Origin of the sequence: Lysobacter gummosus, from assembly GCF_001442805.1 — a bacterium.
Classification (GTDB): domain Bacteria; phylum Pseudomonadota; class Gammaproteobacteria; order Xanthomonadales; family Xanthomonadaceae; genus Lysobacter; species Lysobacter gummosus.
This window is the reverse complement of the sequence record NZ_CP011131.1, coordinates 4,335,355-4,358,303: the sequence shown is the minus strand read 5'-3', so window position 1 is coordinate 4,358,303 and position 22,949 is coordinate 4,335,355. Positions and strand designations below refer to the sequence as shown.

General features: G+C 68.0%; 22 protein-coding genes. 11 read left to right on the top strand and 11 right to left on the bottom strand.

Going from position 1 to position 22,949, the window contains the following annotated elements:
- Positions 1–222 precede the first annotated feature (222 nt).
- From lgt to LG3211_RS17660, 5 genes are all read left to right on the top strand, one after another.
- Positions 223–1,122: a prolipoprotein diacylglyceryl transferase gene (gene lgt / locus LG3211_RS17680; RefSeq protein WP_057943976.1), complete on the top strand. Its 900-nt coding sequence runs from the start codon at positions 223–225 to the stop codon at positions 1,120–1,122.
- A 3-nt stretch (positions 1,123–1,125) separates the two neighbouring features.
- Positions 1,126–1,920: a thymidylate synthase gene (locus LG3211_RS17675; protein ID WP_057943975.1), complete on the top strand. Its 795-nt coding sequence runs from the start codon at positions 1,126–1,128 to the stop codon at positions 1,918–1,920.
- Positions 1,921–1,930: 10 nt separating this feature from the next.
- Entirely contained in the window at positions 1,931–2,608 is a 678-nt protein-coding gene (locus LG3211_RS17670; protein ID WP_148648988.1) for a DUF3828 domain-containing protein, read from the top strand.
- 46 nt (positions 2,609–2,654) lie between these two features.
- Positions 2,655–3,161 carry a dihydrofolate reductase gene (locus LG3211_RS17665; protein ID WP_187313046.1) on the top strand — a complete coding sequence of 169 codons (507 nt, stop codon included), beginning with the start codon at positions 2,655–2,657 and terminating at the stop codon, positions 3,159–3,161.
- A gap of 133 nt (positions 3,162–3,294) precedes the next feature.
- Positions 3,295–5,247 (top strand): acyl-CoA synthetase, encoded by a 1,953-nt coding sequence (locus LG3211_RS17660; protein ID WP_057943973.1) that lies wholly within the window; start codon positions 3,295–3,297, stop codon positions 5,245–5,247.
- A gap of 156 nt (positions 5,248–5,403) precedes the next feature.
- Here LG3211_RS17660 and LG3211_RS17655 read toward each other — a convergent pair whose 3' ends face one another.
- The 7 genes from LG3211_RS17655 to lptD form a co-directional block, all read right to left on the bottom strand.
- On the bottom strand, positions 5,404–6,093 hold the full coding sequence (locus tag LG3211_RS17655) for a DUF1287 domain-containing protein (RefSeq protein WP_057943972.1): 690 nt from the start codon (positions 6,091–6,093) through the stop codon (positions 5,404–5,406).
- Between the two features lie 11 nt (positions 6,094–6,104).
- A complete protein-coding gene (locus tag LG3211_RS17650; RefSeq protein ID WP_083512628.1) occupies positions 6,105–6,968 on the bottom strand; it encodes a symmetrical bis(5'-nucleosyl)-tetraphosphatase in 864 nt (287 codons plus the stop codon).
- A gap of 13 nt (positions 6,969–6,981) precedes the next feature.
- The gene (gene apaG / locus LG3211_RS17645; RefSeq protein WP_057943971.1) at positions 6,982–7,365 is read right to left on the bottom strand and encodes a Co2+/Mg2+ efflux protein ApaG; all 384 of its coding nucleotides are present in this window, start codon (positions 7,363–7,365) and stop codon (positions 6,982–6,984) included.
- Between the two features lie 243 nt (positions 7,366–7,608).
- Positions 7,609–8,445, bottom strand: a complete 837-nt coding sequence (gene rsmA / locus LG3211_RS17640; protein ID WP_057943970.1) for a 16S rRNA (adenine(1518)-N(6)/adenine(1519)-N(6))-dimethyltransferase RsmA — start codon at positions 8,443–8,445, stop codon at positions 7,609–7,611.
- Positions 8,442–9,431 (bottom strand): 4-hydroxythreonine-4-phosphate dehydrogenase PdxA, encoded by a 990-nt coding sequence (gene pdxA / locus LG3211_RS17635; RefSeq protein WP_057943969.1) that lies wholly within the window; start codon positions 9,429–9,431, stop codon positions 8,442–8,444. Before pdxA ends, rsmA begins: the two co-directional genes overlap by 4 nt.
- A 1-nt stretch (position 9,432) precedes the next feature.
- A complete protein-coding gene (locus LG3211_RS17630) occupies positions 9,433–10,797 on the bottom strand; it encodes a peptidylprolyl isomerase (protein ID WP_057943968.1) in 1,365 nt (454 codons plus the stop codon).
- Entirely contained in the window at positions 10,794–13,352 is a 2,559-nt protein-coding gene (gene lptD, locus LG3211_RS17625; protein ID WP_057945561.1) for an LPS assembly protein LptD, read from the bottom strand. The genes LG3211_RS17630 and lptD overlap by 4 nt, the downstream gene beginning before the upstream one ends.
- Positions 13,353–13,514: 162 nt before the next feature.
- On the opposite strand from lptD, the gene msrB reads away from it, so the two are divergent.
- Complete coding sequence (msrB, locus tag LG3211_RS17620) at positions 13,515–13,973, top strand: peptide-methionine (R)-S-oxide reductase MsrB (RefSeq protein WP_057943967.1); 459 nt, start codon at positions 13,515–13,517, stop codon at positions 13,971–13,973.
- Between the two features lie 56 nt (positions 13,974–14,029).
- Here the strand turns inward: msrB and LG3211_RS17615 are convergent, their stop codons facing one another.
- From LG3211_RS17615 to LG3211_RS17605, 3 genes are read right to left on the bottom strand one after another with little or no spacing between them, the layout of a single operon-like run.
- Positions 14,030–14,941, bottom strand: a complete 912-nt coding sequence (locus tag LG3211_RS17615) for a histone deacetylase family protein (RefSeq protein ID WP_057943966.1) — start codon at positions 14,939–14,941, stop codon at positions 14,030–14,032.
- 2 nt (positions 14,942–14,943) lie between these two features.
- Complete coding sequence (locus LG3211_RS17610; RefSeq protein WP_057943965.1) at positions 14,944–15,498, bottom strand: cob(I)yrinic acid a,c-diamide adenosyltransferase; 555 nt, start codon at positions 15,496–15,498, stop codon at positions 14,944–14,946.
- An 8-nt stretch (positions 15,499–15,506) separates the two neighbouring features.
- Positions 15,507–16,100, bottom strand: a complete 594-nt coding sequence (locus LG3211_RS17605) for a hypothetical protein (protein WP_057943964.1) — start codon at positions 16,098–16,100, stop codon at positions 15,507–15,509.
- Positions 16,101–16,399: 299 nt separating this feature from the next.
- Between LG3211_RS17605 and LG3211_RS17600 the strand changes: the two genes are divergently transcribed.
- Genes LG3211_RS17600 through LG3211_RS26515 form a run of 4 tightly spaced genes read left to right on the top strand, consistent with a single transcriptional unit; the run spans position 16,400 to position 19,299 of the window.
- Positions 16,400–17,791, top strand: a complete 1,392-nt coding sequence (locus LG3211_RS17600; protein ID WP_057943963.1) for an FAD-dependent monooxygenase — start codon at positions 16,400–16,402, stop codon at positions 17,789–17,791.
- Complete coding sequence (locus LG3211_RS17595) at positions 17,788–18,987, top strand: FAD-dependent oxidoreductase (protein WP_057943962.1); 1,200 nt, start codon at positions 17,788–17,790, stop codon at positions 18,985–18,987. The genes LG3211_RS17600 and LG3211_RS17595 overlap by 4 nt, the downstream gene beginning before the upstream one ends.
- Complete coding sequence (locus tag LG3211_RS25875) at positions 18,980–19,162, top strand: hypothetical protein (RefSeq protein WP_148648987.1); 183 nt, start codon at positions 18,980–18,982, stop codon at positions 19,160–19,162. The genes LG3211_RS17595 and LG3211_RS25875 overlap by 8 nt, the downstream gene beginning before the upstream one ends.
- A complete protein-coding gene (locus LG3211_RS26515) occupies positions 19,150–19,299 on the top strand; it encodes a hypothetical protein (protein ID WP_187313045.1) in 150 nt (49 codons plus the stop codon). Before LG3211_RS25875 ends, LG3211_RS26515 begins: the two co-directional genes overlap by 13 nt.
- Before the next feature lie 10 nt (positions 19,300–19,309).
- Here LG3211_RS26515 and LG3211_RS17590 read toward each other — a convergent pair whose 3' ends face one another.
- Positions 19,310–20,614: an MFS transporter gene (locus LG3211_RS17590; RefSeq protein WP_057943961.1), complete on the bottom strand. Its 1,305-nt coding sequence runs from the start codon at positions 20,612–20,614 to the stop codon at positions 19,310–19,312.
- Positions 20,615–20,810: 196 nt separating this feature from the next.
- On the opposite strand from LG3211_RS17590, the gene LG3211_RS17585 reads away from it, so the two are divergent.
- A complete protein-coding gene (locus tag LG3211_RS17585) occupies positions 20,811–22,688 on the top strand; it encodes a DUF1302 domain-containing protein (protein WP_057943960.1) in 1,878 nt (625 codons plus the stop codon).
- Positions 22,689–22,949 lie beyond the last annotated feature (261 nt).

Genomic DNA, 22,949 nt, shown 5'->3' with positions numbered 1-22,949 from the left:
TTCCGGTCTGGCCTGGCGATCTGAGAGAAAAGCATCGGGGCTGAAGCCCTTCCTGCAAAAGACTTCAGGCTTTCGACCTGCTCCGGGCCGCAACCGCACGGCGTTGCAACCTGCGCTGAAACACAGCGTTCGCCCGGCCTCAGCGACCGCAACCGGCATCCCTCACGCGGGCGGGCTGGGGCACAATAAGCCGGTCATCCGCCCCCCGAGCCGTCCCGCCGCATGACCATCCTGCATCAGATCGATCCGATCGCGCTCAATCTCGGCCCGCTGCAAGTCCATTGGTACGGGATCATGTATCTGCTCGGGTTCGTCACCGCCTGGTGGCTGGGGCGGCAGCGCGTGCGCGCCGGCCGCCTGCCCGGCGTCAACGAGCAGGCCTACGGCGATCTGCTGTTCTATTCCATGCTCGGCGTGGTACTCGGCGGCCGCATCGGCTACGTGCTGTTCTACAACTTCGCCGAACTGCTGAAAGACCCGCTGATGCTGTTCCGCATCTGGGAAGGCGGCATGAGCTTCCACGGCGGCCTGCTCGGCGTGATGGGCGCGGCCTGGTGGTGGGCACGCAGCCATCGCACGCATTTCTTCGACGTGATGGATTTCGTCGCGCCGCTGGTGCCGCCGGGGCTGGGCTTCGGTCGCCTCGGCAATTACATCGGCGGCGAGTTGTGGGGCAAGTTCACCGACGGCGGCTGGGGCGTGATCTTTCCGCGCGCGCCGGAATTCGCCAACTGGTCCAGCCAGCAATTGCAGACCCAGTTCGCCGCCGGCGCCCTGGACCGCTACGCGCGCCATCCCTCGCAGCTGTATCAGGCGGCGCTGGAAGGCCTGACGATGTTCGCGGTGCTGTGGTGGTTCTCGCGCAAGCCGCGTCCGCGCTACGCGGTGTCGGGCATGTTCGCGCTGCTGTACGGCTGCTTCCGCTTCCTGGTCGAATTCGTGCGCGTGCCCGATGCGCAGCTCGGCGACAACGGCTATCTGGCCTTCGGCTGGCTGACGATGGGTCAGGTGCTGAGCACGCCGCTGATCCTGCTCGGCCTGTTCTGGCTGTGGCTGTCCACCCGCTCGCCGACCCTGCAGCCGCAGGTGCCGGCGGCCGAATCCGCGCCGGCGAAGGGCTGAGCCATGCAGCAATATCTCGATCTGCTTCGGCACGTACTGGAACACGGCGCGGAGAAATCCGACCGCACCGGCACCGGCACGCGCAGCGTCTTCGGCTGGCAGCTCCGGTTCGATCTGAATGCCGGGTTCCCGTTGGTCACCACCAAGAAACTGCATCTGCGCTCGATCGTGCACGAGCTGCTGTGGTTCCTCAAAGGCGAAACCAACACCGCCTACCTGAAAGACCACAAGGTCAGCATCTGGGACGAATGGGCCGACGCGCAGGGCGAACTCGGCCCGGTCTACGGCAAGCAGTGGCGGCGCTGGGCCGGCGCGGACGGCGTGGAGATCGACCAGATCCGCTGGGTCATCGACGAGATCAAGCGCAATCCCGATTCGCGCCGCCTGATCGTCAGCGCCTGGAACGTCGCCGACCTGCCGCAGATGGCGTTGATGCCTTGCCACGCGCTGTTCCAGTTCTATGTCGCCAACGGCAAGCTCAGCTGCCAGCTGTATCAGCGCAGCGGCGACATCTTCCTGGGCGTGCCGTTCAACATCGCCAGCTACGCGCTGCTCACGCACATGGTCGCGCAGGTCTGCGGCCTGGGCGTCGGCGATTTCGTGCATACCCTCGGCGACGCGCATCTGTATTCGAATCACTACGACCAGGCGCGCGAGCAACTCTCGCGCACGCCGCGCGCGCTGCCGACCTTGACGCTCAATCCAGAAGTGAACGACATCTTCGGTTTCGGCTTCGAGGACATCGCGATCGAAGGCTACGATCCCTTGCCGGCGATCAAGGCGCCGGTAGCGGTTTGACGGTGACGTGGTGACGGCGCCGCTGTCGCCGCGCCGCAACGCCTGGACGGCGCTGATGTTGGCCGCGTGCCTGGGCGCCTGCATGCATCCGGACGAAGACCCGTCGATCGCGCCGCAAATGGCTATCGCCGAGGCGCAGTTGCCCGCCGCGGCCTTGCCGCCGGCGCAGCCGCCGACGCCGCCGGTGGAGCCGGGCGTGCGGGTCGAACCCGTCGCCGAGCCGGCGCCGGTCGGCGACAGCGCCGCGGACGCTGCGCAGGCGTTCTACCGCATGCATCTGGAATTGAAGGCCAGCGGTTTGCCGGTCGGCGAGGACCTCGCGCGTTACCGGCCGATGCTGTCCAGGCGCCTGCTCGCGCTGATGGCGCCGGCGGCGCGCGAACGCGACCGGATGATCGCGCAGGAACCGGGCCTGAAACCGCCGTACATCGAAGGCGATCTGTTCACCAGCGCGTTCGAAGGCGCCAGCGCGTTCAAGCTGGGCAAGCGCAGCGTGCTCGGCCCGGATCGGGAAAGTTTCGAAATCGAACTGAGCTATACCCAAGCCGGCGCCGGCTCGCACTGGAAAGACCGCGTGCAGATGCTGCGCGAGGACGGGCGCTGGAAACTCGACGACGTCGAATACGGCGGCGATTGGGATTTCGCCGCGCATGGACGCTTGTCGGATACGCTCAAGCCCGCTCAATGAAATCGCCGCATCCCCGGCCGGGGACGCCGCCGCGCAGGAGTCCGTTATGACCCGCTTGGTACTGATCGCCGCACTCGACCGCAAGCACGCCATCGGCCGCGACAACGCCTTGCCGTGGCGATTGTCGGACGATCTCAAACGCTTCAAGGCGCTGACCCTGGGCAAGCCCTTGCTGATGGGGCGCAAGACCGCGCAATCGCTGGGCCGCGCGCTGCCGGGCCGGCGCAACCTGGTGCTGACGCGTTCGGGCGAAGTGCCGTTCGCCGGCATGGAAGCGGTGGGTTCGACCGAACAGGCGCTGGAGCTGGCCCAGGCCGACGGCGCCGCGGAGTTGTGCGTGATCGGCGGCGGCGAGATCTACGCGCTGTGCCTGCCCTCGGCCTCGCGCATGCATCTGACCCGGGTGGACACCGAAGTCGAAGGCGCCGATGCGTTCTTCCCGCGTTTCGACAGCGACGAATGGCGGGTGCAATCGCGCGAATCGCATGCGGCCGACGAGCGCAACGAATTCGCGTTCGAGTTCATCGACTACGCGCGGGTCGGCATGGACTGAGCGCCGCAGCCGGTCGGCGTCGGCGAAGCTTGAAAGCCGTTGCGATCCGGCCGCGGCGATTGCGGCACAGTGGAGGCAGACGCGAGCGCGGCGGGCCCGACCGTCTTCGCCGCTCGCACGAGGGAGGCGGCGCATGAGCGGGATCGGTTCCTTACGCGACATCGAAGCTTTGGAAAGCGAGGGCCCGCCGGTGCTGCCGTCGAGCACGCTGGAGATGATCCGCCGCGGCGCGGCGATCGATCCGAACGCGCCGGCGCTGTCGTTCTTCCTGCGCACCGCCGAGCACGCCCGCGCCGAGCGCTGGAGCTACGCCGAGTTCCTGCAGTGCATCCATCGCAGCGCCAACGCGTTCCATGCGCTGGGCGCCGACAAGGACACGGTGATCGCCTACGTCCTGCCGAACCTGCCCGAGACCCATTTCACCCTGTGGGGTGGCGAGGCCGCCGGCATCGTCATGGCGATCAATCCGCTGCTCGATGCCGCGGCGATCGGCGCGCTGCTGGCCGAGGCCGGGGCGACGATCCTGGTCACGCTGGCGCCGTTTCCGGGCGTGGACCTGTGGCCGCGCGTGTGCAAGGCGTTGCCGGCGGCGAGCACGCTGCGGCATCTGTTGCTGGTCGATCTGGCCGAGCACGTGCCCGGGCCCAGGCGCATCGCCGCGCGCCTGCTCGGACGGCGCGAGCGCTGGCGCCTGCACGGCTGGAGCGGCCTGCGCGGCGCGGTGCCGGCGCGGATCGAGATCCACGACTTCAAGCGCGCGCTCCGCGGCCGCAACGGCGACAGCCTCGACAGCGGCCGGCGCATCGAGCCGGGCGATCGTTCGTCCTACTTCTGCACCGGCGGCACCACCGGCCTGCCGAAGATCGCCGTGCGCACCCACGGCAACGAAGTCGCCAACGCCTGGAGCGCGGGGCAGTTCTTCGGCGAGGACATGGGTTCGAACAAAAACCTGTTCTGCGGGCTGCCGCTGTTTCACGTCAACGCAGCGATGGCGACCGGCCTGATGCCGTTCGCGCGCGGCGCGCACGTGATCCTGGGCACGCCGCAGGGCTATCGCGGCGAAGGCGTGGTGCCGCGTTTCTGGGAACTGGTCGAACGCCATCGCATCCATTTCTTCAGCGGCGTGCCGACCTTGTACGCCGCGCTGATGCAGGTGCCGGTGGCCGGGCGCGACGTGTCTTCGCTGGAATACGGCCTGTGCGGCGCGGCGCCGATGCCGGTGGAAGTCATCCGCGGCTTTCAGCAGCGCACCGGTCTGAAGATTCTGGAAGGCTACGGCCTGACCGAATCGACCTGCGTGAGCAGCCTCAATCCGCCGATGGGCGAACGCCGCATCGGCTCGATCGGCCTGCGCTTGCCCGGTCAGGCGATGAAGCCGGTGGTGCTGGACGAAAACGGCGGCTACATGCGCGATTGCGCCGTCGATGAGGTCGGCATCATCGCCATCAGCGGGCCGAACGTATTCGCCGGTTACAAGCTCGATGCGCAGAACCAGGGCTTGTGGATCGATTGCGGCGACGGCCGGCGCTGGCTCAACACCGGCGATCTGGGCCGCCAGGATGCCGACGGATATTTCTGGCTGACCGGCCGGCGCAAGGATCTGATCATCCGTGGCGGCCACAACATCGACCCGGCGTCGATCGAAGCGCCATTGCACCGGCATCCGGCGGTGGCGATGGCGGCCGCGGTCGGGCGCCCGGACGCGCACGCCGGGGAAGTGCCGGTGGCGTATGTGCAACTGCAGGCCGGCGCGAGCGCGAACGAGGACGAGCTGCTGGCGTTCGCGCGCGAGCACGTGGCCGAACGCGCGGCGGTGCCGCGCGCGATCCACATCGTCGAAGCTCTGCCGCTGACGCCGGTCGGCAAGATCTACAAGCCGGCGTTGAAGCAGCGCGAGATCGCCGATGCCTTGGCTCAGGCCCTGCGCGAGGGCGGGGTAGACGCGTCGCGGGTGAGCGCGCGCGAAGACGGATCGCGCGGCGTGGTGGTGGAGGTGCGTCTGCGCGATCTTGCCCAAGCCGATGCCGCCGCCAGGATCCTCGGTCTGTTTGCGTTCGCGTTCGAACTGCATGCAGCCGATAGTTGATCGCGAGGTCTTTTGTGCAATGTCTTTTGTGGGAGGGGCTTGAGCCCCGATGCTTTTCGATCCGACGCCGCGATCTGACAGGAAAGCATCGGGGCTCAAGCCCCTCCCACAAAAGACCTCCCGCAAAGGCCTCGTGCGGCATTCGCCGCATCGGATTCAACGCGCCGCGGTCGCCTCGCCGCTCCGCAACACCGGCCGGTAATGCCCGGTGATCGGGTAATCGAACAACACATCGTCTTCCTGCGTGCCGCGCGCGATGTTGTGCAGCATCAGCGGCCGCTGGCGATCCCAGGATTTGCGGTCGGAGACGATGCCGATATGCGGCACGCCGCTGCGCAGTTCCCAGGTCACCAGATCGCCGGGCCGATAGTCGGCGGCGCTGTCGCTGACCGGCTGAGTCCATCGCTGGCGTTCGAACCATCGACGCAGATTCGGCACGCGGCGGTGATCGATGTTGCGGTCGGTGGCGCTGGCGCGCCAGATGGTCGGATAACTGGCGAAGTTGGCGCGCATGTCTTCGTGCACGGCCTGCTGCAGATCCAGGCCCTGCGTGCGCAGCGCGCGGATCACCACGTCGGTGCAGACGCCGCGGTCGTTGGCGACATCGCCGCCGGGATAGGCCAGTTGCACGTAGGCCGGATCGTAATAGCGGGTGACGCCGATCTGCGCGCGCGCGGCGGCGACCAGCGGCGGTGAGGGCGCGGTTTCGCTCGGCGCCGGTTGCGGCCACACCCGCACGCCGCTATCGGGCTTGGCCGGTTCCTGCGGCGCGCGCGAGCACGCGGCCGCGGTCAGCGCCACGGCGAAAACGAGGATCGAGCGAAGTCGCTGCCATCCGTGGCGCATGCCTGGTCCTTTCAGGGTGCCGGGCGCGGCGGCCGCGGGCGCGGCGGATGCGCGGGCACGTCGCGGCCGGGCACCTGCACCAGCCGCAGTTCGTCGGTGTCGAGCTGCAAGGCGGTGAGCTTGCCGCCCCAGACCGCACCGGTGTCGATGGCGTGCACGCCGTGGCCGATGAACAAGCCCAGGGTGGACCAATGCCCGCAGACGATCTTGAGATCGCGCTCGACCCGGCCGGGCACTTCGTACCACGGGTACAGACCGACCGGCTGGGTGCCGGGGCTGCCCTTGTCTTCGAAGGCGATGCGGCCGCGCGGCGTGCAATAGCGCAGGCGGGTGAAGATGTTGATGATCGCGCGATGGCGGTCGATGCCGGCGAGCTTGGGATTCCAGGCCGGGCGATCGCCGTACATGTTCTTGAGCAGGCGGCGGTATTGATCGCTGTGCAGACGCTCTTCGATCTCGCGCGCATGGCGCTCGGCCATGGCGGTGGTCCACTTCGGCGCCAGGCCGGCGTGCACCATCATCCAGCCGAGCTTGCGGTCGGTGTGCACCAGCTTCTGCATGCGCAGCCAGTCGAGCAGCATCGGCCCGTCTTCGGCCAGCACGATGCGCTGCAGGTCGGGATTGACCTTGCGCTTTTCTTCCTCGGTGCGCTGGCCGATCGCCAGCAGCGACAGATCGTGATTGCCCAGCACGGTCACGCTGTTCTCGCGCAACGAATGCACCAGCCGCAAGGTTTCCAGCGATTGCCCACCGCGGTTGACCAGATCGCCGCAGAACCACAGCTGATCGCGCGCCGGATCGAACGCGATCCGCTCAAGCAGCCGCTGGGTGGCGTCGTAACAGCCTTGCAGGTCGCCTATTGCCCAAACGCTCATACCCGGCGCGCGCTCAATGCAGGGTGCGCGGAATGGTGAGCGTGAACGTCGGAACCGGCGCCTCGAACTGGGTGCCGTCGTCGGCCACCATCGCGTAGCTGCCTTCCATCGTTCCCAGGCTGGTTTCCAGCACGGCACCAGAGGTGTATTCGTAATCGTCGCCCGGGCGCAGCCACGGTTGTTCGCCGACGACGCCGTCGCCGCGCACTTCCTGCACCTTGCCGTTGGCGTCGGTGATGACCCAGTGGCGCGAGATCAGACGCGCGGGGATCTTGCCGGCGTTGCGGATGTGGATGGTGTAGGCGAAGACATAGCGGTCCTGCTCCGGCTCGGATTGGTCGTCCAAGTAACGGGTGGCGACGTCGATGTCGAAGACGTAGTCGGGCGGGGGGTTCATAGCGGCAGTTTAAGCAAAGCGGGCATGAAGCGGGAATGAGTCCGGAAAATAACGGTTGGCGCGGCGAAAAGGCCAGGGCGGTCGGACCGCAGTGACCGCGCCGCGCGCAGGCCACATGCTCGCGCCGATGGGCGCGGCCGCGCTCTTTCGAAAGCGGAAACCGAGGCCGACGGCGCGAACTTCGCGCGGGCTAGCGTTGCTCCTGTTCGATCGAGCCGTTCGCCTTGAGCCAACTCAGCCAGCTCACACAGTCTCCGGCTCGATCGATCCGTTTGCCTTGAGCCAGTTGCTCAGGCGCACGAAGTCGGCGACTTCGATCTGCTCGGCGCGCGCGTCCGGACGCAGGCCGGCGGCTTCGATCGATACGCCTTCGCAGATCTGCGACAGCGCGTTGCGCAGGGTCTTGCGACGCTGGCCGAAGGCGTCGCGGACCACGCGCGCGAACAGGGCGCGGTCGTCGATGCCGATCTTGTCCGGCGCGTGCGGAATCATCCGCACCACCGCCGAATCCACCTTCGGCGGCGGACGGAACGCGCCCGGCGGGACGTCGAACAGGGCGATCACCTGGCAGTAGGCCTGCAGCATCACGCTCAGCCGTCCGTAGACCTTGCTGCCGGGGCCGGCGGCCATGCGATCGACCACTTCCTTCTGCAGCATGAAGTGCATGTCGCGAATCGCCGCGGCGTGGTCCAGCGCATGGAACAGGATCGGCGAGGACAGGTTGTAGGGCAGGTTGCCGACCAGACGGATCCGGCTTTCGTTGGCCAGCGAGGTGAAGTCCACGGTCAGCACGTCGCGATGGATCACTTCCAGTGTGCCGTGGGCGCGCGCGCCTTCGCTGAGCGGGAAAATCAGGTCGCGGTCGAACTCGATCACGGTCAGCTCGCCGTGGCGGTCCAGCAGCGGGAAGGTGATCGCGCCCTGGCCCGGGCCGATCTCGACCAGACGGTCGCCGGGCTTGGGGTCCACGGCGTGGACGATCATCGAGATGATCCCCTGGTCGTGCAGGAAGTGCTGGCCCAGGTGTTTCTTGGCTTCGGGCTTGAAGCCCTTGGCGTGGGTCTTGGCGGTGCCGGTCATGGCGTGGCTCCGGATGAGCGGCGGGTGCGCGCGATCTGCGCGCAGGTCTGGGCGGCGGCGATCAGGCTGGACGGATCGGCCAGGCCGCGGCCGGCGAGGTCCAGCGCGGTGCCGTGATCGACCGCCACGCGCGGGTAGGGTAGCCCCAGGGTGAGGTTCACGGCGCGTTCGAAGCCGCTGTACTTGAGCACCGGCAGGCCCTGGTCGTGGTACATCGCCACCACCGCGTCGAAGCCGCGCAGCTTGGCCGGCAGGAAAGCGGTGTCGGCGGGCAGCGGGCCGATCAGGTCCAGGCCCTCCAGGCGCAGGGCGGCCAGGACCGGTTCGATCACCTCGATCTCTTCCATGCCCAGGTGCCCGGCTTCGCCGGCGTGCGGGTTGAGGCCGAGCACGGCGATGCGCGGCCGGACGATACCGAAGTCGCCGCGCAGGGCGGCGGCGACGGTGCGCAGGGTGCGGCCCAGCGATACCGGTTCGATCGCATCGGCGACCGCGCGCAGCGGCAGGTGGGTGGTGGCCAGGGCGACCCGGACGATGTCGTTGGCCAGCATCATCACCACCTCGCGCCCGGCCTGCCGGGCCAGCAGCTCGGTGGTGCCGGTGTAGGCGATGCCGCCGTCGTTGATCACGGCCTTGTGCACGGGACCGGTGACCAGGCCGTGGAAGCGCGCTTCCAGGCAGCCCTGGGCGCCGTCCAGCAGCGCCTGGATCACCGCCGCGGCATTGGCAGGCTCGGGCGTGCCGAAGGCCGGCATGACGGGATTGGGGATTTCGACCAGGGCCAGCTCGCCGGGCGCCCGTGAGGGGCGATCGGGCGGCAACAGGGTCAGGGGCAGGCCGAGCGCGTCGGCGGCGGCGCGCAGGCTGCGCGGATCGGCGAAACCGATCAGATCGTAATCGCGCGGCTGTTGCAGCAGCCGCACGCACAGCTCCGGCCCGACGCCGGCCGGCTCGCCCGGCACCAGCGCGAGCCGGGGCGGGGTCATATCAGCCGCCGGCCGGTTTGGCCGGAACGGTGGTCTCGGTGCCGGGCTGGCTGGCGTCGGCGGCCTTGCCGACGCGGAAGTCCACGTAGGCTTCGCCGCGCTTCTCGCGCAGGAAGCGGTTCCATTCCTCTTCCAGCTTGCGCCGGCCGATGGTCTCCTGGACCTGGGCGCGCTTGCTCTGGTCGGCGACGTCGCTCTGACGCGTGCCCAGGCGCTGGACGATGTGATAACCGGCGGTGGTGTGGATCGGCTGGGAGACTTCGTTGTCGGCCAGCGCAGCGACCGCGCCGCCGAATTCCGGGCCGAACTCGTCCTGGGTGAACCAGCCCAGATCGCCGCCCTTGCCCTGGGTGCCCAGGTCTTCCGAGCTTTCCTTGACCACGTCCTCGAACTTGGCGCCGCCGGCGATGCGCGCGCGCAGGGTCTCGGCCTTGGCCTTGGCCTGGGCTTCGGTGGTGGTGTCGTTGATGCGCACCAGGACGTGGCGGGCGTGGTACTGGGTGACCATCTGCGGGCCGGACTGCGAGGCGTCGCGCACCTCGACCAGCTTGAGCAACTGGAAGCCGCTGGGGCCGCGGATCGGGTCAGTGACTTCGCCGGCCTTCATCGACTTCATCATCTCGCCGAACGCGGCCGGGATTTCGTCGAGGCTGCGCCAGCCCAGGTCGCCGCCTTCCAGCGCGTTGGGGCTGTCGGAGTAGCGCACCGCGGCGGCGTTGAAGTCCATCTCGCCCTTGGCGATCAGGGTCTTCACGCCATCGACCTTCTTCTGCGCCGTGGCGATCTGCTCGGGCGTGGCGCCTTCGGGCAGGGCGATCAGGATGTGGGCGAGGTGGTACTGGGTGCCGGTGTTGGCCTGCGCCTTCAAGGCCGCGTCGATTTCCGCGTCGCTGACCGAGACGCGGGTCTGGGCGAAACGCTGACGCAGGCGCTGGACCAGCAGTTCATCGCGGATCGAGGTGCGGAAGTCGGTGTAGGAGCTGCCGTCGCGGGCCAGCTGCTGGCGCAGCTGGTCGATGCTGAGCTTGTTGGACTGGGCGATGCTGCCGATGGCCTGATCGACTTCCTGATCGGTCACCCGCACGCCGGTGCCCTGGGCCTGGGCGACCTGGATCTTGAGCAGGATCAGGCGCTCGAGCACCTGGCGCTCAAGCACGTCGCGCGGCGGCAGCTGCTCGCTGCGACCGGCGTACTGGCTGAGGATATTGGCGACGGCGCGATCGAGCTCGGTCTTGAGGATGACGTCCTCGTCCACCACTGCGGCGATACGGTCGATCGGCTGCTTGTCCTGGGCGTGGACGCTGCTCAGCAGCAGGCCAGCGGCAAGGAAACCAGCGAACAGCGGGCTCGCGAAACGTTTGTTCATAGGGTCGGGTCGAGGGTCGAGTCGTCGGCGTCGTTGCCGCGGTTTTGGCGGCTGACCGTGGGAGACGGCGGCGCCAGATACAGGTCGTCGCGGTTATAGCCGAGAATAGCACGGCGCAAAACGCGCTCCGTGTTCTGGCCGGCCGAGCCTAGGCCCTTGAGCTCGAACTCCACCTGAAGCGAGCTGTTGAGGTCTTCGGAGCGGTTGCGCTGGTAGCGGCGGGCGATCAGGCGCACCGCCAGGCAGCAGCTTTCCCACTGCACGCCGCCGATCTGCTCGAGCGGACGCTTGTCCTTGATCGAGTAGTAATAGCGGCCGACCACGCTCCAGTTGTTGTTGATCGGGTACAGGAAGGAGAAGTCGGCCTGCTCGTACTGGTCGCGCACATCGCGCGGGGCGTCCAGGGCGGCGCTGAGGTTGCGGCGGTAGCGGTAGGCGAAGTTGACCACGCCGGTATCGCGGAACAGGTAGCGGGCGCGGAAGGTGGCCACGTCCTCGCTGCGCAGGCGCGGGTCCCACTGGTAGGTGGCGTTGATGGTCCAGCGGTCGCTGGGCGAGACGCTGACGTCGGCCACCCAGGCCGACTTGCCCTGCTTGATCGGAGTTTCCGCGCCGATGACGGTGCGGATGTCGTCGAAGTACTGGATCTGGCCGATGCTGGCGGCCAGGCGCTCGCGGCCGTCCTCGGAATTGATCAGGCGGGTGGTCAGCGCGGTGGTCAGCTGGTTGGCGTCGGTCTGGCGATCGGCGCCGGAGTAGCGGTTGTCGCGGAACAGCGCGCCCCAGCTGAACGACATCGGGTTGGTGTCGAACAGCGGAATGCCGTTCTGGTCGCGGTAGGGTGCGCGCAGGTAGAACACGCGCGGCTCCAGGGTGTGGATGTAGTTGTCGCCGCGGATTTCGGTCTCGCGATCGAAGTACAGGCCGGCGTCGATCGAGGTGATCGGCAGGCTGCGGGTGGGCGACTTGTTGTAGAAGCTGCGCACCAGTTCCGGCGTCTTGGTCACCGTGCCGTTGCTGGCGGCGACGAAGGCGTCGGCCTGCTGGTTGGCCATCTGCTGGGCGAGGTCGCCTTCCAGCTCGTAAGCGGTATAGCGCCAGGCCAGCTTGGGCCGGATGAACCAGGCCGCGCCTTCCAGCGGCAGGCTGACGTAGGGCTTGATGTCGAAGCGGCTGCCGCCGGGAATCGCGGTGCGCAAGCCCGGGGGCGCGGCCGGATCGCCCGGAGTGAACTTCATGTCCTCGTGCTGGAAGCGCACGGCCTCGGTGTCCACGCCGGTCTCGACCCACTTGTTCCACGGCTGCGCCCAATGGAAGGTCGCGCGCGGCAGGCGGTCGTAGGCCAGCGAGTTTTCCTGCAGGGTGAAGTCGGCCAGCTGGTTGTGGTCGGCGGTGAAGCTGGCGTCCCAATAGCGGCCGCGGCCGTAGATGCCCACTTCGCTGCGCAGCGAGATCGCCGACTGGCCGTACAGGCTGTTGCTGAAGTCCTGCAGGTAGTACTTGTCGCTGACCCAGGCCAGGTTGGCGGCGGCGTACCAGGTGCCGTCCAGGCGGTGGGTGGTCTTGAGCGCGAATTCGCCGCGGTTCTTCTCCGGCAGGCGGTCCTTCGGAATCGGGAACAGCTCCGGGCCGCTGCGGCGGTAATCGGTGTAGCGGTTGCGATCGTTGCTGGGCAGGTCGTCGCTGGGCATCCAGTTGCCCGAGACCTCGCCGGAGCCGCGCTCGTACAGCCAGCGGAACTCGCCGCCCATCGCCACGCCGCGCTTGCTCATGTAGCGCGGGAACAAGGTCGCGTCGTAGTTCGGCGCCAGGTTGAGGTAGATCGGCTGGCGCCAGTCGAAGCCGTTCTTGCCCGACACGCCGATGTTTGGGAACAGCAGGCCGGTGCGGCGGCGGTCGTCGATGGGGAACATCAGCCACGGCACGTACAGCACCGGCACCTTGCCGATGCGCAGCACCGCGTTGTGGGCCACGCCCATGCCTTCGTCGGTGTTCAGATCGATGCGGTGCGCGCGCAGCTCCCACACGCGCTGGTTCGGCGCGCAGGTGGAATAGGTGGAGCCGTGCAGGGCGCCCTTGGCGCCGTTCAAGTCGATGCGCTCGGCGCCGCCGTTGCCGCGGCGCGAGGTCAGCTGGTACTCGACGTCGTCGATGCGGTGCTGGTCGGCGTTCTGGTCGCCTTCGGCGTGCTCGGCGACCAGGCGCATGCTGGAATCCTGGTAGCGCACGTGGCCTTCGGCCGTGTACTTGCCCGATTCCTGGTTGTAGCTGAGCTTGTCGGTGCCCAGGAACTGGTCGCCGCGGCTGAGCCGGACGTTGTCCTGGACCACGATGTTCTGCTCGTCGCTGCCGCGCTGCAGGGTGCCGCCGTCGATGTCGGTCGGCTGGGCGGCGCGCTGCTCGGCGGTGCCGGTGGGGGCGGGGGCGTCGTCGAAGGACGGCACCGCGTCGATCAGCGGGCACAGCCCCCAATTCTCGTTGTCGTCCGCCGCGTAAGCGGGCAGAGCGATGGCGATGCACAACGACAACGGGAGCAGGCGGAGGGGTTTGCGCACGCGAGCATCCGGCAGACGGAAAACGGCCGTTAGATTGCCGTATCCCTTGCAAGCGGGCAACGCGAACGCCATCTATCGGGCTCCGGCGTTCAGTTCCGCGAACGCCCGCCGGCCCGGACCTGAGCGTTCCCGGCGCCGGCCCGCCCGCCTTTTGGAGGAGACATGAGCCAGCATCCCCACCCCAACTCCGGCACCGATTCCAACCCGGCCGCGCCGGCGGTCGAGAAGAGCGAAGCTGAATGGCGCGAGCAACTGTCGCCGGAGCAATACGCCGTGTGCCGTTGCTCGGCCACCGAGCGCGCCTTCACCGGCCGTTTCTGGAATCACAAGGAAGCCGGCACCTACACCTGCGTGGCCTGCGGCGAGCCGCTGTTCTCCTCGCAGGCCAAGTACGATTCGGGCAGCGGATGGCCCAGCTACTACCAGCCATTGAGTGCCGACGCGGTGGCCGAACATGCCGACGAAAGTCACGGTATGCGCAGGATCGAGGTCAAATGTGCGCGTTGCGACTCGCACCTGGGCCACGTGTTCCCGGACGGGCCTAAGCCCACCGGGTTGCGCTACTGCATCAACTCCGCGTCGCTGGGATTCCTGAGCGACGACGGCAAAACGCCGGGCTGAGATCGCCCGCGGCCCGATCCGGACCCGGTCCGGGTCGGGCCCGTCCCGCGCGGGACTCAGGCCATCAACGCGCCGACATGCGCCACCGAGCTTTCGCGCAGCGCGGCCAGGTCGTAGCCGCCTTCCAGCATCGATACCACCCGGCCCAGCGCATGGCGCTCGGCGATCGCCACCAGTTCGGCGGTGATCCAGCGGAAATCCTCGCCGTCCAGTTCCACCTGCGCCAGCGGATCGCGCTTGTGCGCGTCGAAGCCGGCCGAGATCAGCAGCAACTGCGGACGGAAGCCGTCGATGGTCGGCAGCAGCCGTTCGCGCCAGACCCGGCGGAAGCCTTCGCTGCCGGTGCCCGGCGGCAGCGGCGCGTTGACGATGTTGCCGACGCCGCGCTCGTGCACGTAGCCGGTGTCCGGATACAGCGGCATCTGGTGCGAACTGACGTACATCACCCGCGGATCGGTGTCGAAGATCGCCTGGGTGCCGTTGCCGTGATGGACATCGAAATCGATCACCGCCACCCGCGACAGCCCGTGCTTCTCGCAGGCGTGGGCGGCGGCGACGGCGATATTGTTGAACAGACAAAAACCCATCGCCGCGTCGATGGTGGCGTGATGGCCGGGCGGACGCACCGCGCAGAACACGCGCTTGTCTTCGCCCTTGATCACCGCATCGACCGCGGCCACGCCGGCGCCGGCCGCGCGCAGCGCGGCTTCGGCCGAGCCCGGCGCGAGCACGGTGTCCGGATCGAGTTGCATCGGCCCATCGACCACGCTGTCGAGCACCAGCGACAACAGCCCGTCGCCGTGCGCGCGCAGCAACTGGCCGCGGCTGGCCAGCGGCGCTTCGCACCATTGCAGATCCGGATAGGCCTCGCGCAGCGCCTCGGTCACCGCGACCAGACGCAACGGCCGCTCGGCATGACCCGGGCCCGGGTCGTGGCGCGTGCAGGCCGGGTGCGTGTAGATGCGCACGATCAGCCCTTGCGGCGCTCGTGGTTCCAGGTGACCTCGCCGTGGCCGCCGGCGCGGGCGAGCACGCGGGCGATCACGAACAGCAGATCGGACAGGCGGTTGAGGTAACGCACCGCTTCGGGGCGCACGCTTTCCAGCCGCGACAGCGCCACGGTTTCGCGTTCGGCGCGGCGCACCACGGTGCGCGCGATGTGGCAGCGCGCCGCCGCTTCGCCGCCGGCCGGCAGGATGAATTCCTTCAGCGCCGGCAGATCGTCGTTATGGCCGTCCAGCCACTGCTCCAGGCGATCGATGTCGGCATCGAAGATCGCCGCGTGGCCGGGGATGCACAGCTCCGCGCCGAGGTCGAACATCTGGTGCTGGATCGCGACCAACTGGTCGCGAACCAACGCCGGCAGCTCGCTCGCCAACACCAGACCGATGGTCGAGTTGGCCTCGTCCACCGTGCCGTAGGCATCCACGCGCGCCGAATCCTTGCCGGTGCGACTGCCGTCGCCCAGGCCGGTGCTGCCGTCGTCGCCGGTACGGGTATAGATTTTCGAAAGACGGTTGCCCATCGGGCCGGTCAGCGCTTGCTGTGATCGTTCGGCGCCGGCAGCGGCTTATCGGCCTTGCTGGCGCTCGCGGCGATGGCCTGGACCACGGTGGCGATGCCGACATAGGTCGCGGTGGTGCGCAGGTACGGCAGCAGCCATTCGAAGTAATTCGCGGCCCAGCCGGCGAAGGACTTGTTCTGCACCGAGTCGGAGATCCAGTAGAAGCTGCCCTGGCTCAGCAACTGGCACAGCGCGACCGAGCCGATCAGCGCGACCGCGGTCAGGCCCAGCGTGCGCCAGCTGCGGCTGTAGTTGCGCGACACCCACAGGCCGCCGGCCCACATCGCGAAGTACGCCGGGACCAGGAACCAGTACGCCGCCGACACGCAGTAGTGCTCCCAGAAATTGATGCCCTGGCGGGTGATCACGGCGTAGTCGATCGCCACCGCCAGCGCCATCAGCAACGGGAACGCCCAGCGGGTCCAGGTGCGCAGATAGAAGCCGCCGATGAAGAACACCGCCCAGGATGCGTCGGGGATCGGCGTCCAGTGATTGACGCGGGTAGCGACCATCAACACGGCCAGCAGGGCGAGGATCAGACTGTTGCGGGTGTTCGGCTTCATGGGTTCGGTCTCCTGACGCCGGACCGGCGCGTCGATCCGCACATTCTAAGGAACCTGCGACCAAAGTGCCGGTTTGCTTGCGGGGGCGGTCGCGGGCTGGGGAGATGGGGTGGCTAAGTGATTGATTCGCGGGGTCTGAGCGGAAGGCATCGGGCCTGAAGGCCCTGCCACAACAGACTTCGTGGCTGCGCAATCTCTTGTGGCAGGGCCTTCAGGCCCGGTGCTCTTCGATCAGCCACCGATATCCATTCAACCCGATCCGAACAGACGCTGCACGGACGCCGCCGTATCATGAACGCATGACTTCCGACGCCACGCAGCAGTCTCCGCACGCCGCCGTCCACGCCAGCCACGATGTCCTGATCGTCGGCGGCGGACTGGTCGGCGCCAGTCTCGCCATCGCCCTGGACCGGATCGGCCTGGACGTGGGCCTGATCGAAGCCGCGCCGCCCGGCGCGCTGCCGGCGGTGTTCGACGAGCGCAACCTCAGCTTCGCCGAAGCCACCGTCAACGCGTTGAGCGCGCTGGGCGTGCTGCAGAAACTGCGCGCGCCGACCGGCTCGATCCGCCGCATCCACATCAGCCGCCGCGGCGATTTCGGCCGCGCCCTGCTCGACGCGCAGCGCTATGGCCGCGAAGAGTTCGGCCGCATCGTGGTCGCGCGCGACTTCGGCGAAGCGCTGGAAGCGCGCCTGGCCGAGTTGCCGCGGCTGCAGCGCTATCGGCCGGTAAGGTTTGTGGGTCTGGCCGACGAAACGTGTGAGCGCGATGTCGGTTCAGCCGATGAAACTCAGGCGCGTGATGTGGATGCGTCGTCTCGGCGCGAGGTAGGCGTTGCGACTGGCGCGGGGTTGGGGTGGCGCGCGATCCGCGTCGCCGACGGCGCCGGCGAACGCGTGCTGCGCGCGCGCCTGTTGATCGCCGCCGACGGCACCCGCAGCGGCGTGCGCGAGGCGCTGGACATCGGCGCGGACGAATACGACTACGGGCAGACCTTGTTCATCACACGTCTGCGCTGCGAACGCGCGCCCGACGGCACCGCCTACGAGCGCCTGGGCGACGAAGGCCCGACCGCGCTGCTGCCGCGCGGCGATCGCCATTACGGTCTGATCCACGGCGTCGCCAACGCCGAAGCCGACGCGGTCGCCGCGCTCGACGAGGCCGGCTTCCTGGCGCGCGTGCAGGAAGCCTTCGGCTGGCGCGCCGGCCGCTTCGTCGCCTGTGGCGCGCGCGGCATGCATCCGGCGATCCGGGTGCTGGCGCGCCGCACCACCGCGCGCCGCGCGGTGCTGGTCGGCAATGCCGCGCAGACCATCCACCCGATCGGCGCGCAGGGTTTCAATCTGGGACTGCGCGACGCGATGACCCTGGCCGAACTGATCGAGCACGACTTGAGTGCGAACGCGGCGCAGGCCGATTGCGGCAGCGCCGATCTGCTCGAACGCTACGCGCGCCGTCGCGCCGAAGACCGCGAGCGCACGGTCAACTTCTCCGACTCGCTGGCGCGCATCGCCTCCAACGCCACGCCCTTGCTGCGTCCGCTGCGCAGCCTGGGATTGCTGGCGCTGGACCGGCTGCCGACCGCGCAATCGATGCTGGTCGGCGGCGCGATGGGGTATCGCGGCGACGTCCCGGCGCTGTGCCGCGGCGAAGCCGGTGTGGATGCCTGGGGCGCGGGAGGCCGCGCATGAGCCGGCGCGAGATGTTGGACATCGTCGTGGTCGGCGCCGGCGTGGTCGGCGCGGCGGCGGCGCTGGCGTTCGCCCGGGACGGTTTCGAGGTGGCTCTGGTCGAAGCGCGCGAGCCCGCGCCGTGGTCGCCGCAACAGTCCGACCTGCGCGTGTATGCATTCGCGCCGGACAACGCCGCGCTGCTGGACAACCTGGGCGTGTGGCCGTCGGTGCGCGACGCGCGCGCGCAGCCCTACCGCACGATGCGCGTGTGGGACGCGGCCGGCGGCGGCGAGCTGCATTTCGATGCCGACACCTTCGGCCGGCGCGAGCTGGGTTGGATCGTCGAACACGGCCTGCTGGTCGATCGCCTGTGGTCGGCGCTGCCGGCGGCGGGCGTGCAGTTGTATTGCCCCGATCAAGTCGAAGCGCTGGAACTCGATGCGCCCGACAGCGTCGGCGTGGTGCTGGCCGGCGGCCGTCGCCTGCGCGCGCGGTTGTTGATCGCCGCCGACGGCGCCGAATCCAGACTGCGCGAACTGGCCGGCATACAGGCGCCGGCGCACGACTACGGCCAACGCGGTCTGGTCGCTTACATCGACAGCGAACTGAGCCACGAGGCGACCTGTTGGCAGCGATTCCTGCCGAGCGGGCCGCTGGCGTTCCTGCCGGCGCAGGGCGAAGAAGGCGCGCGCGACCGGCGCAGTTCGATCGTGTGGACCTTGCCGGCGAACGAAGCCGATCGCCTGCTCGGTCTGGACGAGGACGCATTCGCGAACGCGCTCGAACGCGCCTTCGCCGGCCGTCTCGGTGCGCTGACTCTGGCGTCCAAGCGCGCCGCGTTTCCGTTGCGCCGTCAGCTGGCCGAGCGCTACGTCGCCGGCCGCGTCGTCGTCGCCGGCGACGCCGCGCACGTGGTGCATCCGCTGGCCGGGCAGGGCGTCAACCTGGGCTTGCGCGACATCGCCGGTCTGCGCGAAACGTTGGCACAGGCGCGCAAGCGCGGACTCGATCCGGGTTCGCCCACGCGCCTGGCGCGCTGGGCGCGCGAACGTCGCAGCGAAAACGCCCTGGCCGCGTACGGCTTCGACGGCTTGAACAAACTGTTCTCGAACGACGATTTCGCCGCGACGATGCTGCGCGGGCCGATGCTCGGCCTGGCCGGCAAGTTGCCGCCGTTGACGCATTATTTCTGGCGCCGCGCAGCGGGTGTCTGAGTCGAGCGGACGATGGGTCGCGCGCTGCGGGGCCGCGCTGTGCGTGGCGGTGTCGGGCGCGGCCGGTGCCACCCGCCAGTGCCCGCCGGGAAGCGGGGAGAAATCCACGCTGTTCTGGGCCGCGGGCTGGAGCGTGTTCGGCCTGTTCCTGCTGTTGGGGCTGTGGCCATCGTGATCGGCGCGGTGCGCGCCACGCGCGCTCAGCGCTGGACCCGGCGCGTGCCGCTGCTGATCCTGGCGGCGGTGGCGATGCTGGGATCGTGGGTGCTCGGCCTGTTCGTGTTCGTCAACGGATTCGTGATGGTGTGTTGATCCGGCCGGATCAGTCTTCGTGGAAGCGCTGCCGGGTATTGAGCAGATACACCGACACCAGCATCCCGACCACCGCCACGCCCATCACGTAATACGCCGGCGCCATGCCGCCCAGATGCGAGGCCATGTAGCCGATCAGCGGCGGCGTCAGCGCGCCGAATACGGCGTAGGCGACGTTGTACGAGAACGACAAGCCCGAGAACCGCACCGGCGCCGGGAACGAGGCCACCATCACCGCCGGGATCACCCCGACCACGCCGACGAACACGCCCGCCAGCGCATACAGCGGCAGGAAGTTGTGCGCGCCGTGGTTGAGGTCGTAATACAGCGCGAAGCTGCTGGCCAGCACGCCCAGCGAGCCGATCAACAGCGCCTTGCCGCGGCCGAGCTTATCCACCAGCAGGCCGCCGCCGACCGCGCTCAGAGTCAGGAAGAACGCCGCCAGGGAATTGCCGAGAAACGCGCGCGCCGGTTCAATGCCGAACTTCTGCTGCACGATGGTCGGCGTCATCAGGATGATCACCACGATCGCCGCGGTCAGCAGCCACGTCACCAGCATCGACAGCACCACGCCGTCCAGGTGATTGCGCAGCACCTGCTTGAGCGGCAATTCCTGCACCAGTTGGCGGCTGGCGCGCATCGCCGCGAACACCGGCGTCTCGCTGAGCCAGCGGCGCAGATACACCGCCAGGAAACCGAACACGCCGCCGATCACGAACGGCGCGCGCCAGACCCCGCCCAGCACTTGTTCGGGTGTGAACCAGGTGTTGATCGCGGTGGAGATCAGCGAACCGATCAGGATGCCGGCGGTGAGTCCCGCCGACAGCGTGGCGCAGGCGAAGCCGACGCGACCGCGCGGCGCGTGCTCGGCGACGAAGGTCCACGCGCCCGGCACTTCCCCGCCGATCGCGATGCCCTGCACGATGCGCAGCGCCAGCAGCAACAGCGGCGCGGCGATGCCGATCTGCGCGTACACCGGCAACAGGCCGATGAACAGCGTCGGCAGCGCCATCAGGAACACGCTGAGCGTGAACATGCGCTTGCGTCCGGAGCGGTCGCCGAAGTGGGCCATGATGATGCCGCCGATCGGCCGCACCAGATAACCGGCGGCGAAGATGCCGTAGACCTGCAAGGTGCCGAGCCAGGTCGGCATGTCCGGCGGAAAGAACAACTGCCGCAAAGTCTCGGTCAGGAACACGAAGATGACGAAATCGTAGAACTCCAACGCGCCGCCGAGCGCGGACAGCAGCAAGGTGCGGATGTCGCTGCGATTCAGTGGGCGAGCGGCGTCGGGAACGATCGTTGTGGCGGTCATGGCGTGCGGCGTGTCGGCGGACGGGGGAGGCAAGGCACTATGCCGCAACCCCGGGCCGACGCAAGTCACAGGACGTGCGATCCGGCCTAAAGTAGTAGTGCGGCGCCTGCGCGGCCGATGCTAGAAACACAGGGTCTCCGTTCCCCCGCAGAGCTGTATTTTGTTCTCTTCTCCCTCTTCAGGCGCGCTTGCCGCCTTGCGCGCGCACGTGCCGGTCATCGCGGTTCTGCCGGCCACGCTCGCCCTGATCCTGTCGTCGCCGGCCGCACGCGCGGCCGAATTCGAACTCGCCGACGGCCGCATTCAGGGCCAATGGAACACCCGCATCGTCGCCGGCACTTCGGTGCGCACCGGCAAGCCAAAACCGCATCTGCTAGGCAAGGGCTTTGCCTCCGACGGCCGCGCCAAGGGCGGCAACGGCGCCGATACCGCCGACGACGGCAATCTGAATTTCGACCGTGGCGATGCGTTTTCGACCTTGTTCAAGATCGTGCAATCGGTCGATCTGAAATACCGCGACGTCGGTGTGAACCTGAGCGCGCGCACCTGGTACGACGCCACGCTCGACACTCGCGAAGTCGCGCAGGGCAACGTGCCGAACGGGTTCGATGCGCGCGCGCCGCTCAACGATGCCGGCTTGTCGCGCTCGAACAAGTTCTCCGGGTTCCTGTGGCTCAACGCCTATGTTTACGGACACCTGAAACTGGACGAAGACAGCGCGCTGGATCTGCGCGTGGGCAAGCAAAGCGTGAAGTGGGGCAACAGCCTGTTCCTGCAGGGCGTCAATCAGGTCAATCCGATCGACTACACGAGCTTGCGCCGGCCCGGCACCGATGCGGCCAGCGAAGCGCAGATTCCGGTCGAGATGCTGTGGGCGAAATGGACGCTCGATTCCAGGTTGAGCCTGGAAGGGTTCTGGCAATGGAACTGGCGCGCGTCGGAATACGATCCGTGCGGCACGTTCTTCTCCGGCAGCGATCTGGGCTTCGATCGCGGCTGCGCCGGCATCCAGACCAATGCCTACTACCCGATCAACAGCGCATCGCCCGACGCGGGGCCGTGGCTCAGCGACGGCTTCATGCAATCGATGGGCGCGATCCTGCCGCGCGATCGCGACCGCTATGGCAGCGATTCGGGGCAATGGGGTCTGGCGCTGCGTTATCGCGACGAACCGCGTGGACTGGGTTGGGGCGCGTACTACCTGCGGATCAATTCGCGCGCGCCGTATCTGGACGCGATCACGATGGACCCCGCGCTTACCGATCCGACCCTGGCGCCGCGGCTGATCGCGGCCGGCGTGCCGACGAGTTACGCGCAACTGTCGGCGCGGCTTTCGACCATCCGTGTGTCGTGGGAATACCCCGACGACATCCGCATTTTCGGCCTGAGTTTCGATGCGCGCGTCAAAGGCTGGAAGCTCGGCGCCGAGTTGTCGCATACGCAGGACCAGCCGGTGCAACTCAATACCGCGGACATGTTCCGCGCCCTGACCAGCAACGGCGGACCGATCGGCCAGCGCAACGCGGTATTGCCGCCGAGCGCGGTGTTGCGCGGCTATGACCGGGTCGGCAAGAGCCAGTTGCTGCTGAATTTCCAACGCAGCTTCACCGGCGTGCTGGGCGCGCAACAGGCGTCGGTATCGGGCGAAGTGGCCTATAGCCACGCCGATTTGCCCGCGTTGAGCCAGGCGCGCTATGGGCGCGGCTTCCATTGGGGCTTCTCACCGGAAGGCTACGGCGGCGTGTGTCCGCCGGTGCAGAATCCGCGCGGCTGTATCGATGAAGGGTTCTATACGCGCAATGCCTGGGGCTATCGGTTGCGCGCGCAACTGGACTATATGCCGGGCGGTGCCTGGATGTTGTCACCCAGCCTGAGTTTCGGCCACGACGTGCGCGGTTATGCGATCGACAATCAGCTGGTTGAGGATCGTCGGCAGCTGACTTTGGGGTTGCTGGCGAAGTACGGCAAGAACTACTTCGCCAGTGTCAGCTATACCGACTATGCCGGCAGTGCGCGTTACGATCCGCTGGCGGATCATGATTTCGCTAGTGTTGCGGTGGGGGCTACGTTCTGAGTGGGGGAGGCGATCTGCTTAGCGCATTACGGATCAATCCCGCAGAATTTTGTATCCGTCATTCCCGCGTTCGCGGGAATGACGGCCTGGAGAGGTGACGCTGAAGTCTCTGGATGTTCGGCTTCGCCGAAGTAAGGCGGAGCCCGCCTTCGCGGGAATGACGGTCTGGTGAGGTGCTGCTAAAGGCTCGGTGTATTCGGCTTCTAGGCCGCGGCGTATCTGGCTTTTACGAATTGAAGAGGCGAGGCCGCCTTCCCGCAG

Bases quoted from the DNA above. Each gene is read 5' to 3' on its own strand.
- LG3211_RS17610 (WP_057943965.1), bottom strand. From the start codon at position 15,498: ATGGGCAACCGTCTTTCGAAAATCTATACCCGTACCGGCGACGACGGC.
- LG3211_RS17660 (WP_057943973.1), top strand. From the start codon at position 3,295: ATGAGCGGGATCGGTTCCTTACGCGACATCGAAGCTTTGGAAAGCGAG.
- pdxA (WP_057943969.1), bottom strand. From the start codon at position 9,431: ATGACCCCGCCCCGGCTCGCGCTGGTGCCGGGCGAGCCGGCCGGCGTC.
- msrB (WP_057943967.1), top strand. From the start codon at position 13,515: ATGAGCCAGCATCCCCACCCCAACTCCGGCACCGATTCCAACCCGGCC.
- apaG (WP_057943971.1), bottom strand. From the start codon at position 7,365: ATGAACCCCCCGCCCGACTACGTCTTCGACATCGACGTCGCCACCCGT.
- LG3211_RS17630 (WP_057943968.1), bottom strand. From the start codon at position 10,797: ATGAACAAACGTTTCGCGAGCCCGCTGTTCGCTGGTTTCCTTGCCGCT.
- LG3211_RS17605 (WP_057943964.1), bottom strand. From the start codon at position 16,100: ATGAAGCCGAACACCCGCAACAGTCTGATCCTCGCCCTGCTGGCCGTG.
- lgt (WP_057943976.1), top strand. From the start codon at position 223: ATGACCATCCTGCATCAGATCGATCCGATCGCGCTCAATCTCGGCCCG.
- LG3211_RS17650 (WP_083512628.1), bottom strand. From the start codon at position 6,968: ATGAGCGTTTGGGCAATAGGCGACCTGCAAGGCTGTTACGACGCCACC.
- LG3211_RS17600 (WP_057943963.1), top strand. From the start codon at position 16,400: ATGACTTCCGACGCCACGCAGCAGTCTCCGCACGCCGCCGTCCACGCC.
- rsmA (WP_057943970.1), bottom strand. From the start codon at position 8,445: ATGACCGGCACCGCCAAGACCCACGCCAAGGGCTTCAAGCCCGAAGCC.
- LG3211_RS17675 (WP_057943975.1), top strand. From the start codon at position 1,126: ATGCAGCAATATCTCGATCTGCTTCGGCACGTACTGGAACACGGCGCG.
- LG3211_RS17665 (WP_187313046.1), top strand. From the start codon at position 2,655: ATGACCCGCTTGGTACTGATCGCCGCACTCGACCGCAAGCACGCCATC.
- LG3211_RS17590 (WP_057943961.1), bottom strand. From the start codon at position 20,614: ATGACCGCCACAACGATCGTTCCCGACGCCGCTCGCCCACTGAATCGC.
- LG3211_RS17655 (WP_057943972.1), bottom strand. From the start codon at position 6,093: ATGCGCCACGGATGGCAGCGACTTCGCTCGATCCTCGTTTTCGCCGTG.
- LG3211_RS17595 (WP_057943962.1), top strand. From the start codon at position 17,788: ATGAGCCGGCGCGAGATGTTGGACATCGTCGTGGTCGGCGCCGGCGTG.